Origin of the sequence: Propionivibrio dicarboxylicus (assembly GCF_900099695.1) — a bacterium.
In the GTDB taxonomy this organism is placed as follows: domain Bacteria; phylum Pseudomonadota; class Gammaproteobacteria; order Burkholderiales; family Rhodocyclaceae; genus Propionivibrio; species Propionivibrio dicarboxylicus.
The window spans coordinates 36,443-49,625 of the sequence record NZ_FNCY01000018.1; the positions used below are offsets into that span (position 1 = coordinate 36,443).

Genomic DNA, 13,183 nt, shown 5'->3' on the forward strand with positions numbered 1-13,183 from the left:
CCATCGGACAGACAATGTTCTTAACCCTGAGTGGCGGCGATTATGGTGAAAATTGTTGGCATGAGCCAATGCTATTAAGCATGACCGTCATGCTTGGATTGGTATGGCGATCATGCCAGACTTCAGGCGGCGGTCGGTGTGCCGGCGGCGGGCGGGAGTTGGTCGCGCTGATAGGCGCGGACGCAGTCGAGCATGTCGTTGAGCAGGCGCGAATCCTCGTCCTTGCGGTACGCGCAGTGCAGGTCGATCAGGCACTCGACGTCGGTGGCCAGCGGGCGGAAGACGACGTTGGGCAACTGCAGGTTGAGGATCGATTCCGGCACCAGCGCCGTGCCGAAGCCGCCGGATACCATGATGGTGGCGGCGATCAGGTCGCCCGCCTTTTGCGCGACGATGGGTTCGAAGCTGTGGCGCTTGAAGAGGGTGCGACAGGCAATGAAGACGCTCTGGTCCTGCTCGTCGATCAGCGGTTCGTTGCGCAGGTCGTCGAGCTTGATCTCGGTTTGTTGTGCCAGCGGGTTGCTCTGGTTCAGCGCGACGTAGAGCGGCTCGCGGTAGACGAGTTCCGAGGTGATGTTCGGGAACTCCGGCAAGTAACGGTCGAAGGCGACGAGGATGCGTCCCTGGTGCAGCGCGCCGATCTGGCGTTCCTTCGGCGTGTTGTGCAGCACGACCTTGACGTCGGGATGGGTGGCGGAAAACGAGCGCAGGAGTTTGGGGATGATGCTCAGCATGGCCGAGCCGAAGACGCCGATGTCGATGCGGCCGGCCTGGCCGGTGGCGACGCGACGGATTTGCTCGGTGGCGAGTTCGATGTGGGCGCTGATGTTGTGTGCGTGCTTGAGCAGGGCGGCGCCGGCTTGCGTCAGTTCGACGCCCCAACTGGTCCGTGTGAACAGCAGGACGCCGAGTTCTTCTTCGAGCGACTGGATGTGGCGAGTCAGCGGGGGTTGCGTGATGTGCAGCCGCTCCGCCGCGCGGCTGATGCTCCGCTCTTCGGCGGTGACGATGAAATACTTGAGACGCCGGACATCCATGGGGGTTCTCCAGACAGCGCTTTGTCCAAGGAGTAAATATATCAGCCCGCGCAGCCGAAACGGCGGTTTGTCGCCCCGACCCATGCTCTTTTTGTATGGGGTCGTGCCTTATTAGCATTGGCCGCCTGCAGCGATCTTTCGCATAATCTAAAAAGAATATGACGTCGGGACGAATCCCGCACACAACATTTCCTTGGCATCTTCTGTGGTAGCCCATTTGTGGTATGGTAGTATGGGTTTTTTATAACCGGCAGTCCCCCCGGGAGGCTTGAGGGGCGCGCGTCAAATTACGGAGATTCATGATGAAATCCTTCCTCAATGCGGATTTTCTTTTGCCCGACGAAAGTTCGCGGCGGCTGTATCACGACTATGCGGCGCAGATGCCGATCATCGATTATCACTGCCACTTGCCGCCGGCCGACATCGCCACGGATGCGCACTTCCGCAACATGGCGCACGCCTGGCTGGGCGGTGATCACTACAAGTGGCGGGCGATGCGTTCGAACGGCGTGCCGGAAGCCGACATCACCGGGCACGAGCCCGACTACCAGACCTTCCTCGCCTGGGCGCGGACGGTGCCGCGCCTGATCGGCAACCCGCTCTACCACTGGACGCATCTGGAACTGCAGCGTTATTTCGGCATCGACGAGCCGCTGTCCGAGAAGACCGCCGCCAAGATCTGGGAAGCCTGTAATGCGCAGCTTGCCGGTCAGGAATTCGGCGCGCGCGCCCTGCTCAAGCGCATGAAGGTGCGTGCCGTCGGCACGACCGACGATCCGGCCGACACGCTCGAACACCACATCGCCTACGCGGCCAAGCGCCAGCCCGGCGATCCCGTCATGGTGCCGAGCTATCGTCCCGACAAGGCGCTGGCGGCGGAAGACCCCGTTGCCTGGAATGCCTACATCGCCCGTCTGGCGATCGCCGCCGACCAGACGATCGGCAGCTATGCCGATTTGGTATCGGCGCTCGACAAGCGGCATGCCGCGTTCCATGCGCTCGGCTGCCGTGCCTCCGACCATGCGCTGATCGCGCCGGTGGCGACCTTCGTCACGGCGGAGCGCCTGCAGGCGATCTTTGCCAAGCTGCTCAACAAGGTGACGCCCGACCAGGACGAGATCGATGCCTTCCGCACGGCGCTGCTGCTCGAAGTCGGGCGCATGAATGCGCGTCGCGGCTGGGCCATGCAGTTGCACATGGGCTGCATCCGCAACCTCAACGCGCCGATGTTTGCAAAGCTCGGGCCGGATACCGGCTTCGACGCGGTCACCGACGAGCGCATCGCGCGCAATCTCGGTCTCTTCATGAATGCCTTGCAGGTCGATGGCCTGTTGCCGAAGACCATTCTCTATTCGCTCAACCCGAACGATCTCGAGGTGCTCGGCACGATCATGGGCTGCTTCCAGGATGACACCGTGCCGGGCAAGATCCAGTGCGGCTCGGCCTGGTGGTTCAACGACCATATCGACGGCATGCGCCGCCAGATGGTCAGTCTCGGCAATCTCGGCGTGCTGTCGCGCTTCGTCGGCATGCTGACCGATTCGCGCAGCTTCCTCTCGTTCCCGCGCCACGAGTACTTCCGTCGCATTCTGTGCGCGCTGATCGGCGGTTGGATCGAGAACGGCGAGGTCCCGGCCGATTTCGAGACCTTCGGCGGTTACGTTCAGGACATCTGTTTCCGCAACGCCAAGCAGTACTTCGCCATTCCGGGCGTCGAGGACTGAAAAGGAAACGTCCCGAACGGAGCGATCCGGTCGGGACGATGTGTTTCGAGAGAGGCGGCTGGCCGGCAGGCGAGCCGCCTTTTTTATGCGGCGGGCTTGCGCTCGATCAGTTCGATCTTGTAGCCGTCGGGGTCTTCGACGAACGCGATGACGGTAGTGCCGTGCTTCATCGGTCCGGCTTCGCGCGTGACGCGACCGCCGCGCTTCTTGATCTCGGCGCAGGCCGCGTAGGCATCGGGAACTTCCAGCGCGATGTGCCCGAATCCGTTGCCCAGATCGTAGGACGGCGTGTCCCAGTTAAGCGTCAATTCAATGACGGCGCCATCGCTTTCCTCGCCGTAGCCGACGAACGCCAGCGTGAAGCGGCCTTCGGGGTAGTCGGTGCGGCGCAGTACTCGCATGCCGAGGATTTCAGTGTAGAAAGCGATCGACCGGTCGAGGTCGCCGACGCGGATCATGGTGTGCAGGATTCTCATGAAAAGACGGTCTCCGATGGGGTAAAGCGCGATTTTACTGCGATCGCGGCCGCGACAGTTCGGCTGCCGCCCAGTCGAGCCACTTCAGCAGCGTGGCGTACAGGACGTCGGCATCGAGCGGTTTGGCGATGTGGTCGTTCATGCCGGCATTGAGGCAATCGCGGCGGTCTTCGTCGAAGGCGTTGGCCGTCATGGCCAGCACGATCGCCTTGGCCGACTCGCCGGACAGTCGCCGAATCGTTTGCGTCGCCTCGATGCCGCTCATGCCGGGCATCTGCATGTCCATGAGGATCAGCGGGTAGGCGGTTTGCGTCGCCTTGCGCACCGCGTCGAAGCCGTCGCAGGCGGTGTCGACGTGAAAATCGGCGATCGACAGCAGTTCGGTGGCGATTTCGCGTCCGGTCGGATCGTCGTCCACGAGCAGCACCCGCATGCCGGCGAAGCGTTGCCGGAGGATGTCTTCGGCGTTCTTCGGGTGCTCGGAAGCGGCGACCGGGCGCGCGGCAACGGTCGTCTTGCCCAGACGGAAGGTGGCCCAGAAGGTACTGCCGACGCCCGGCGTGCTGTCGACGCCGACATCGCCGCCCATGTTGCGCGCCAGGTGCCGGCTGATGACGAGGCCGAGACCGGTGCCGCCGAAGCGCCGGGTGGTCGATCCGTCCGCCTGGACAAAGGCCTGGAACAGGCTGTCGCGCTGCTCGGGCGTCAGCCCGATGCCTTCGTCCTCGACTTCGAGGCGGAGCAGGATGCTGTGGATGTTTTCATGCTGGACCGTCAGGCGGACGCGGATCGTGCCTTGTTCAGAGAACTTGATCGCGTTGCTTAAGTAATTGAGGAGGATTTGTGCCACGCGCAGTTCGTCGCCGATGGCCTCGGCCGGAACGTTTGGATGGATCGCCCGGAGAATACGCAGGCCCTTGGCGTTGGCGCGCTCGTCGACCATCGTCAGCGTGTTGGCGAGCGTCTGCGCCGGCGAAAACAGTTTCTTCTCGAGGCTCAGCTTGCCGGCTTCGATCTTCGACAAGTCGAGGATGTTGTTGATGATGCCGAGCAGGTGCTGCGCCGCATCCATGATTTTGTCGACCTTGGCCTGCGCCGAATTGTCGCCGGGCGTGCCGCCATTAGCATTGCCATGCGTGTTGGCAAGAGTGTTGGCAAGATCGCGCCGCAGCAGATGGCCGAAGCCGATGATGGCGTTCATCGGTGTGCGGATTTCATGGCTCATGTTGGCGAGGAAACTGCTCTTCGCCCGGTTTGCCGCTTCGGCGGCGTCGAGCGCGTTCTCAAGTTCGGCCGTGCGTTCCTCGACCAGCGTTTCGAGATGTTCGCGGTATTGGCTGAGTTCGGCCTCGACCTTCTTGCGCTCGGAGATGTCGATGTCGACGCAGAAGAGTTCTGGCGGCTTGCTGGGGACGGTTACCACGGCGTGGCTGGAAATGACATTGACAGGCTTGCCGTCCTTGCGCATCAGGGCCAGTTCCTCGGTCGGGTTGGCCTGGCCGGAGGCCATCATCGCGCTGACCGCCGAATGCACCGCGGCGCGCATTTCCGGCGGGATGATGAGGTCGGTGAGTTTGCGCCCGATCGCTTCCTCGGCCGTGTAGCCGTACAGGCGTTCCGAAGCCCGGTTCCAGTAGTGGGTGACGAGGTCCGGGCCATAGCCTTGAACGGCGACCGAGGGGATCTCGCCGAAAAGCTTGCGGAAGCGCTGTTCGCTCTCTTCCATCGCCGCCGTGGCGAGTTTGCGGTCGGTGATGTCGAGGCAGAAGCCGATGTAGCCGATGAAGTTGCCTTGCGCGTCGTAGCGTGGGCTGCCTTCGTCCTGGATCCAGCGATATTCGCCGTCGTGGCGCCGGAGCCGGTAGTCCATGCTGAACTTCTGCCGTTTCTCGAAGGCGCCGAGATAGATCTCCAGGCAGCGCTGCATGTCGTCGGGATGGACGCCCTCGGCCCAGCCGTTGCCGAGTTCCTGTTCCAGCGTGCGTCCCGTGAATTCGAGCCAGATGGAGTTGAAGTAGTTGCACAAGGCGTCGGTGCCGGCCGTCCAGATGAGTGCCTGCCCCGTGTTGGCGAGCGTGCGGTAACGCTGCTCGTTTTCGATGAGTTCGTTCTTGATCCGGTGTTGCTCGGCCATCACGCGGTTGAGGTGGAGGCAGACCAGGCTGAACACCAGCAGATTGCCGAGCATGCCGCCGGCAATCGTCAGGAAGGCAGTGCGGCGGACGTGATCGGATTTGTAGCGCATTTCCGAGACGATATGCCGGTGCTCGCTCTCGGTCTGGTCGAAGCTGAGCTTCATCTGGGCGAGCAGGGCATTGCCGCGACGCATCAGTGCCCGCGATTCGGCGGCGGAGATGCCCCGGCGATGGCTGTCGAGCGCCGCCGACGACCATTCGAGCATGGCCTGCGCGCGCGTCACGATGGGCAGGAACTGCCAGGTTTCGCTGTCGCCGTGGTGTTGCCGGTACTGGTCGAATTCGTCGAGACGGATGCGCGTCAGGTCGGCATTGATCAGGGCCGCGTTGAGGTGGTTGAGGTCGTCGCTGACCAGAAAGACGAGCGTCAGGCTGTGCTGCTGCGAGGCCATGGCGAGCGTGTCGGCGGCTTTGGCGAACAGGGATTCGCCGTTTTCGATTTGCGCGTTGATGGCCGTTACCTGGTATTGGGAGCGCAAAGCGGTCAGGAAAATGACGACCAGGGTGACCAGTCCGACGATGAACGCGCCGGTCACGCGCCGGCTCAGCATCCAGGAAAAGGCGCGTCGTGTGCAGGACACCAGGAATACCGCGAGGCTCAGGACGAGCAACAGCAAGGCCGTGTCGGCGGCCATCATCGGCAGGCCGATCCAGCCGAGCATACCGAGCAGCGGCGACAGATAGGTGCCGAGCGCGGCGGTGGCGACGGCAAGCACGATCAGCGCGAGGACGGTGGCGGTCAGGACGGCGGAGCGGCGACGGCGGCGGATGACGTTGAGGATGAGCGCGCTGCCGATGAAGATCTGGCACACGGCGGTTTCGATTGTCATGCGATAGTTCTGTTCCGGGGGGAGTTGGTCGTAAGGCCACTGAACCAGCAGGGAATCGATTCCGAGGCTTTTTCCGCTGGCATATTCCGCGAGGGTGGCGAGTCCGATGCTGATCGGCAAGATGGCCAGGACCGTGCCGCGCCGGATTCCGGACCTGGCGTCGGGGGCCTGCAAACAGAGCAGCGCAATGGCGTTGAAGATGAAGCAGAGTGCGGTGTTCGGCTTCATCGGGATCCAGCCTGATAGCAGGTTTTTCAATCCCGGGTCGTTCTGCAGGTAGCCTGTCAGCACCATGCTGCCGATGGCGAGGCAGAGCAGGGCGGCGAAAACGGCGATCCTCGCCGCGAATGCGGACAGTCGGTCTGGGGCGAGCGGCTCGTCGGGCGTCACGTCGTCAGTCAGTGTTTGATGGGCACGAAGGCCCCGTTACGGATGCCGACCATGAAAGTCTTTCCCTGCGTGTCGCCATAGTCATCGAAATCGATCGGTCGTTGCGCGCCGACGAAGTGACGACGCGCCAGGATCGCTTGTTTGATCGTTTGATTGCCTTGCCGGGCCGCGAGCGCGTCGAAAATGACATTGGCAGCGTCGTAGCTGAACGTCTCGGGAAAGCCGGGTTCCCGGTTGAATCGGCTGATGAAGGCATTGCGGAAGGTGACATAGGTCGGCATGCGGCCATCGCGTTCGAAAAACTGGGCGACGGTGATGCCTTCGGTCCATTTGCCGCCGATTTCGACGAGTCGTTCGGTGGCTGCCCATTCCGAGGTGCCGACCGCGACGCGCGTGTCGAGGCGGCGAATCGCCTGGCTCATCATCGCCGCGTCGACCGAGTTGGCGACGAGGACGATGCCGTCGGGCCGGTCGGCGAGTGCCTGTCGGGCCAGTGTCGAGAAGGCCGTCTCCTCGCTTGAGGTGAATGGCAGCGGCGTCAACAGGGTGCCGCCGGTCGCCGAGAAGGATTTGCTGAATTCGTCGAGCCAACTCTGGCTGTAGGACCGGTTGCGGATGTCGAAGACCAGCCGCACGCGGCGCAGGCCGAGAACCTGATAGTAGTATTCAGCGTTGGTGCGCACGAATTCCTGTGTCGCCGGGATGACGCGGAAGAAATAATCGTCGATGCCGAGCAGGTCGCCGGTGGTGACGGTCGGACTCATGATCAGCATCTTTGCGGCGTTGGCGCGCGGGACGATGGCCATCGCCATCGAGCTGGTCATCGGGCCGACGACGGCGAGGACGTGGCGTTCGACGAGCGAATCGAAGGCTTGAACGGCGATATCCGCGGTTTGCTGGTCGTCGCTTTCGATCAGTTCGATCGGGCGTCCCTTGATGCCGCCGGCCTTGTTGCGCAGTTCGACGGCCAGCCGCACGCCTTGGAGACCGCCGATGCCGAGGTCGGAGACGCGGTCGGAGAGTCCGCCGATATAACCGACACGGACGGGTTCCGGCGGCGCGCAGGCAGCCAGCCCGATCAGCACGGTCAGCACGGTCAGCAACATCGGCAGGTGTCGCACGGCGATCATGGAGGGTGTTATGTCGGTAGAAGTGTCGTGGTTGGCAGACGCGGAAAAGCCTATCGCCCGTCAATCGTGTCAGAACTCCGGGTCGCTGTGCATCCGTAGTTTATGCAGCGAATTTCGGAAACTACGTAGTTGAAGTGCGACGGGCTGGCGCGACGTGCGGGCGTTCAGCGCTGCCACTGCGGGCAGGTGGCAGCCAGCGCGTTGAGTTCGGCGCGGGCGGCGCGATAGTCGGGATAGAGCGTCGCGACGTGCGCCCAGAAGCGGCGGCTGTGATTCATTTCGAGCAGGTGGGCGAGCTCGTGGGCGACGACGTAATCGACGATGTGCAGCGGGAAATGGACGAGGCGCCAATTGAGGCGGATGCCGGTCGCCCGGCTGCAGCTGCCCCAGCGCGTGCGCGCCGAGGACAGCGCCAGCGGCGGCGTCGGCAGCTCGAGACGGCGGGCGTATTCGGCCAGGCGCGAGGGAAACAGGGTGAGCGCTCGCTCTCGCAGCGCGCGTTCCAGCACGCGGCCGGCGTCGGTCGGGGCGCGCAACTGGAGCGTCAGGCCGGGCGGCGAGCCGTTCTCGCCATCATGCCAGACGAAACGGTTGTTGCCCGGCGCGGTACGGATCGTCAGTGTTTCGCCGAGCAGCGGTAGCTGGACGCCGTCGCTAATGCTGAGCGGCTCGGCGCGTCGCCGGCTGCGCCAGGCGTCGAGTTTTTGCGCGACCCAGTCGCCGTGTTTGCGGATCAGCGCTTCGACGTCGACGAGCGAGGCGCGCACCGGCGCCGCGATGCGCAGGCCGCGATGATCGATTTGCAGGCCGATACTGCGACGCCGGCTGCGGCGCAGGACATAGGGGACGATGCGGTCGCCGAGGGCGATCGTGCGTGCGACTTCGTTTTCGGCCAGCGGCGTTCGGTCGCCGAAGGGCAGTTCAGTTTGCCCGGAGAGGGGGCTCAATTGCGAACACCCGTCAGGCCTGGGCGGGCGTGGCCGGGTACCGGTGCGGGGCGATCCGCCGCATTTCCTCGTGTATCCAGGCTTCTGCCAACTGGTTCACTTCTTCGGTCGTTTTTCCGGTGGTGTCGATCGCCGGGCCGATGCTGACGACGATTTCGCCGGCGCGCTTGGCGAAGCGCTTGGTCCAGAATTCGCCGGCATTGTGGGCGACCGGGATGGCGAGGGCGCCGGCGCTGACCGCCAGATGGGCGCCGCCGGGCTTGAAGCGGCGGAATTCGCCGGGTGCGGTGCGTGTGCCTTCGGGGAAGACGACGACCGAGATGCCGTCCTTCAGACAGGCCTTGCCTTGCACGGCGACCTGGCGCAAGGCGTCCTTGCCGGCGCTGCGATCGATCGAGATCATGCGGCAGGCGGCGAAGGCCCAGCCGAGCAGCGGAATCGACATCAGCGATTTCTTGAGGACGAAGACAACCGGCGGAAAGATCTGCTGCAGGGCGATGGTTTCCCAGGCGGACTCATGCTTGGCCAGGACGACGCAGGCCTGCTTCGGGATGTTCTCGCGTCCGACGATGCGATAGCGCAGGCCGAGCATCAGGGCGCAGAGGCCGAGCAGCACGTCGTACCAGATGCGGATGAAGGCGAAGCGGACGCGGAGCGGCAAAACGATGCCGAGCGCTACCAGCGCGCTGGCGAGCGCCGTGACGGCAATGGCGAAAGGGGCGAAAACCAGGGTGCGGAGGAATGCGATCATGCGGCCTTATTTGCTCGTGCGCGGTGTGTTCGCGAGGACGTGATCGACAGCGTGCGCGAGGCTGTCGAAGACCAGCGTGCTTTCCGGCAGCGTTTCGTTGTCGCGGGTGTCCTGCCCCTTTCCGGTCAACACCAGCACCGGCGTGGCGCCGGCGGCTGCGGCGGCCTGCAGGTCGCGCAGCGAGTCGCCAATGGCAAAGACGCCGTGCAGGTCGATGTTGAAGCACGAGGCGATGCGACGGAACATACCGGGCTTCGGCTTGCGGCATTCGCAGTTGGAGTCGGCCGCGTGCGGGCAGTAGAAGATGGCATCGATGCGGGCGCCGACGGCCTGCGCGGCGCGATGCATTTTTTCGTGCATCGCGTTGAGCGTATCCATGTCGAACAGCCCGCGGCCGATGCCGGACTGGTTGGTCGCCACCACGACCTTGAAGCCCGCCTGGTTCATGCGGGCAATCGCTTCGAGACTGCCGGGAATGGCTTTCCATTCGGCAGCGGATTTGACGAAGTGATCGGAGTCGTAGTTGATGACGCCGTCACGGTCGAGGATGACGAGTTTCATACGCCCAGTTTCGAGATGTCAGCGACTGCGTTGAGCTGATCGAACAGCGCCTTGAGCAGGCCGAGGCGGTTGGCCCGGACCGCGGCGTCGTCGACGTTAACCATCACTTTATCAAAGAAATGGTCGACTTCGGCGCGCACCGTCGCCAGCACCTTCAGCGCATCGGCATAGGAACCGGCGGCGACGTGAGCGGCGACGACCGGGGCGATCGCCTCGACGCGCGCGAACAGCGCCTTCTCGGCGTCCTCGCTGAGCAGGTCGGACACCGGTGCCGGCGTCGCGCCTTCAGCCTTCTTGAGGATGTTGCCGATCCGCTTGTTGGCTGCGGCCAAAGCCAGCGCTTCGGGCAGTTGCAGGAAGTCGCGCACGGCCGACAGCTTGGCCGGGACGAGGTCGATGCGCGTCGGACGCTGGCTGAGCACGGCGTCGATGACGTCCTGGGCGTAGCCGGCGTCCTTGAGCAGGCCGCGCAGGCGGTCGAGCATGAAGTCGAGCAGCGGTTCGGCGACCGGCTGGGTCAGCACGCCGGCGGCGAAACCGGCTTGTGCGTCGGCGATCAGGTCGGCGAGGTCGAGCGGCAGCGGCGTTTCCATCAGGATGCGCAACACGCCGAGCGCGGCGCGACGCAGGCCGAAGGGATCCTTGTCGCCGGTCGGTACCTGGCCGATGCCGAAGAAACCGGTCATCGCGTCGAGCTTGTCGGCGAGGGCGGCGGCGCAGGCAACCGGGCCTTGCGGCAGAGCGTCGCCGGCAAAGCGCGGCTGGTAGTGGCTCTGGATCGCGTCGGCGACCTGTGCGTCTTCGCCGTCATGCAAGGCGTAATAGCGGCCCATGATGCCCTGGAGTTCGGGGAACTCGCCGACCATGTCGGTGACGAGGTCGGCCTTGGCCAGGCGCGCGCCGCGGGCTGCCAGCGAGGCGTTGGCGCCGAGCCGGACGGCGATCTTCTGCGCCAGCGCTTCGAGGCGCTCGACGCGCTGCAGCACCGAGCCGATCTTGTTGTGGTAGACGACGTTGGCCAGCTTGTCGAGACGCGAGGCGAGCGTCGCCTTGCGGTCCTGGTTGAAGAAGAAGCGGGCGTCGGAAAGGCGCGGGCGCACGACGCGGGCATTGCCGCCGACGATGTGCTTGGGATCGTCGACCTGCATGTTCGAGACGATCAGGAACTTGTTGAGCAGCTTCTTTCCGGCGTCGAGCAGCGGGAAATACTTCTGGTTCTGCTGCATCGTCAGGATCAGGCATTCCTGCGGCACATCGAGGAATTCAGCCTCGAATTCACCGACATACACGACCGGCCATTCGACCAGCGAGCTGACTTCGTCGAGCAGGCCCTCGGAGGGGTTGATCGTCGCCTTGAGTTCGGCGGCCTTGGCATCGAGTTGGGCGGCGATGATCGACTTGCGTTCGGCGAAGCTGACGACGACCTTGCCTTGCGTCTTGAGCAGGTCGGCATAGGCATCGGCATTGCCGATGGCGATCTCGCCCGACGACAGGAAGCGGTGGCCGAGCGTGATCGCGCGGCTCTTGAGGCCGAGCACCTCGCCGGGAACGACGCGGCTGCCGTGCAGCTGGACGAGGCCGTGCACCGGGCGCACGAACTGGTGGTCGGAATCGCCCCAGCGCATGAGCTTCGGAATCGGCAGCTTCTTGAGCGCGTCGGCGACGATGCCGGCGAGCACGTCGTCGAGCGCAACGCCCTTGACCGTGGCTTCGTAGAACAGCGCTTCGGCCTTGCCGTCCATGCGCTTCTCGAACTTGGCGATTTCGCTGGTCGGGATGCCCTTGGCTTCGAGTTTCTTGAGCAGCGCCTGGGTCGGTTGGCCGGCAGCGTCAAGCGCGACAGCGACCGGCATGATCTTTTCGGTGACCTTGGCGTCGGGGGCGACGGCGAGCACGCCGGGGACCTGGATGGCCAGACGGCGCGGCGTGGCGAACCACTGGTAGGCGTCGCCGGCGGTGGTCAGCTTGCGCGCGGCGAGGCCGGTGTGGATCTGGGCGGAGAAGACTTCACCGAGCTTCGACAGGGCCTTCGGCGGCAGTTCTTCGGTCAGGAGTTCGACGAGGAGGGTGGCGGTGGTCATGTTATTTGTCCCCCTTGCACATCGGGAAGCCGAGCGTTTCGCGGGAGTTGTAGTAGGACTGCGCGACTTCGCGCGCCAGGGCGCGGACGCGGCCAATGTAGGCGGCGCGTTCGGTCACCGAAATGGCGCCGTGGGCGTCGAGCATGTTGAAACAGTGCGAGCACTTCATCACCTGTTCGAAGGCCGGCAGCGCCAGGTTGAGGCCCATCAGGCGCTTGGCTTCCGATTCGTGGTCGCTGAAATGGCGGAAGAGGATCTCGACGTTCGAGTGCTCGAAGTTGTACTTCGATTGCTCGACTTCGTTCTGGTGATAGACGTCGCCATAGGTCAGCACCTGGCCGTTGGCTTCGGTCCAGACGAGGTCATAGACGTTTTCGACGCCCTGCAGGTACATCGCCAGGCGCTCGAGGCCGTAGGTGATTTCGCCGAGTACCGGCTTGCAGGTGAGCGAGCCGACTTCCTGGAAATAGGTGAATTGCGTCACTTCCATGCCGTCGAGCCAGACTTCCCAGCCGAGGCCCCAGGCGCCCAGGGTCGGCGATTCCCAGTCGTCCTCGACGAAGCGGATGTCGTGTTCCTTGAGGTTGATGCCGAGCGCTTCGAGCGACTGCAGGTAGAGGTCCTGGATGTTGTCGGGCGAAGGCTTGAGCACCACCTGATACTGGTAGTAGTGCTGCAGCCGGTTCGGGTTTTCGCCATAGCGGCCGTCTTTCGGGCGACGCGAGGGTTGCACGTAGGCGGCGTTCCACGGTTCCGGACCGATTGCGCGCAGGAAGGTGGCGGTGTGGAAGGTGCCGGCGCCGACCTCGATGTCATAAGGTTGGAGCAGCGCGCATCCCTGTTTGTCCCAGAATTTCTGGAGACGCAGAATGACTTCCTGGAAAGTCGGCTGAATGGTAGGCATGTCAGGCTTCGTGAAAACGCGGAAAAACCGCGATTTTACTTGGTTTTTGACATGACGAGAACGCGCCGACGCCGATCGAGGCGCTGCGCCGGTCGGCGGGACGGGAAAACGGCAGGAAAATTTGGCGTGGCGTCTGACAGACGCTGCCGCCGGCGCG

10 protein-coding genes are annotated in these 13,183 nt (G+C 63.9%); 1 reads left to right on the forward strand and 9 read right to left on the reverse strand.

Translation table 11 applies throughout. The features are described 5' to 3' along the window. Positions 1 to 122 precede the first annotated feature (122 nt). Positions 123 to 1,037: a LysR family transcriptional regulator gene (locus BLR25_RS16975; protein WP_176785959.1), complete on the reverse strand. Its 915-nt coding sequence runs from the start codon at positions 1,035 to 1,037 to the stop codon at positions 123 to 125. A 299-nt stretch (positions 1,038 to 1,336) separates the two neighbouring features. Between BLR25_RS16975 and uxaC the strand changes: the two genes are divergently transcribed. After that, positions 1,337 to 2,761: a glucuronate isomerase gene (gene uxaC / locus BLR25_RS16980; protein WP_218122793.1), complete on the forward strand. Its 1,425-nt coding sequence runs from the start codon at positions 1,337 to 1,339 to the stop codon at positions 2,759 to 2,761. An 83-nt stretch (positions 2,762 to 2,844) separates the two neighbouring features. Here the strand turns inward: uxaC and gloA are convergent, their stop codons facing one another. The 8 genes from gloA to glyQ all read right to left on the reverse strand — a co-directional run bounded on the left by gloA (position 2,845) and on the right by glyQ (position 13,026). Continuing rightward, positions 2,845 to 3,237, reverse strand: a complete 393-nt coding sequence (gene gloA / locus BLR25_RS16985; RefSeq protein ID WP_091939287.1) for a lactoylglutathione lyase — start codon at positions 3,235 to 3,237, stop codon at positions 2,845 to 2,847. Between the two features lie 34 nt (positions 3,238 to 3,271). Continuing rightward, positions 3,272 to 6,652: a PAS domain-containing hybrid sensor histidine kinase/response regulator gene (locus BLR25_RS16990; protein WP_091939288.1), complete on the reverse strand. Its 3,381-nt coding sequence runs from the start codon at positions 6,650 to 6,652 to the stop codon at positions 3,272 to 3,274. A gap of 8 nt (positions 6,653 to 6,660) precedes the next feature. Then, positions 6,661 to 7,782, reverse strand: a complete 1,122-nt coding sequence (locus BLR25_RS16995; protein ID WP_091939290.1) for an ABC transporter substrate-binding protein — start codon at positions 7,780 to 7,782, stop codon at positions 6,661 to 6,663. A gap of 164 nt (positions 7,783 to 7,946) precedes the next feature. Next, on the reverse strand, positions 7,947 to 8,729 hold the full coding sequence (locus BLR25_RS17000; protein ID WP_091939292.1) for a M48 family metallopeptidase: 783 nt from the start codon (positions 8,727 to 8,729) through the stop codon (positions 7,947 to 7,949). Positions 8,730 to 8,742: 13 nt separating this feature from the next. Further along, positions 8,743 to 9,480: a lysophospholipid acyltransferase family protein gene (locus BLR25_RS17005; protein WP_091939294.1), complete on the reverse strand. Its 738-nt coding sequence runs from the start codon at positions 9,478 to 9,480 to the stop codon at positions 8,743 to 8,745. 6 nt (positions 9,481 to 9,486) lie between these two features. Next, the gene (gmhB, locus tag BLR25_RS17010; RefSeq protein ID WP_091939296.1) at positions 9,487 to 10,041 is read right to left on the reverse strand and encodes a D-glycero-beta-D-manno-heptose 1,7-bisphosphate 7-phosphatase; all 555 of its coding nucleotides are present in this window, start codon (positions 10,039 to 10,041) and stop codon (positions 9,487 to 9,489) included. Further along, positions 10,038 to 12,122 carry a glycine--tRNA ligase subunit beta gene (glyS, locus tag BLR25_RS17015; protein WP_091939298.1) on the reverse strand — a complete coding sequence of 695 codons (2,085 nt, stop codon included), beginning with the start codon at positions 12,120 to 12,122 and terminating at the stop codon, positions 10,038 to 10,040. Before glyS ends, gmhB begins: the two co-directional genes overlap by 4 nt. 1 nt (position 12,123) lies before the next feature. Then, positions 12,124 to 13,026 carry a glycine--tRNA ligase subunit alpha gene (gene glyQ / locus BLR25_RS17020; protein WP_091939300.1) on the reverse strand — a complete coding sequence of 301 codons (903 nt, stop codon included), beginning with the start codon at positions 13,024 to 13,026 and terminating at the stop codon, positions 12,124 to 12,126. Positions 13,027 to 13,183: the final 157 nt, after the last annotated feature.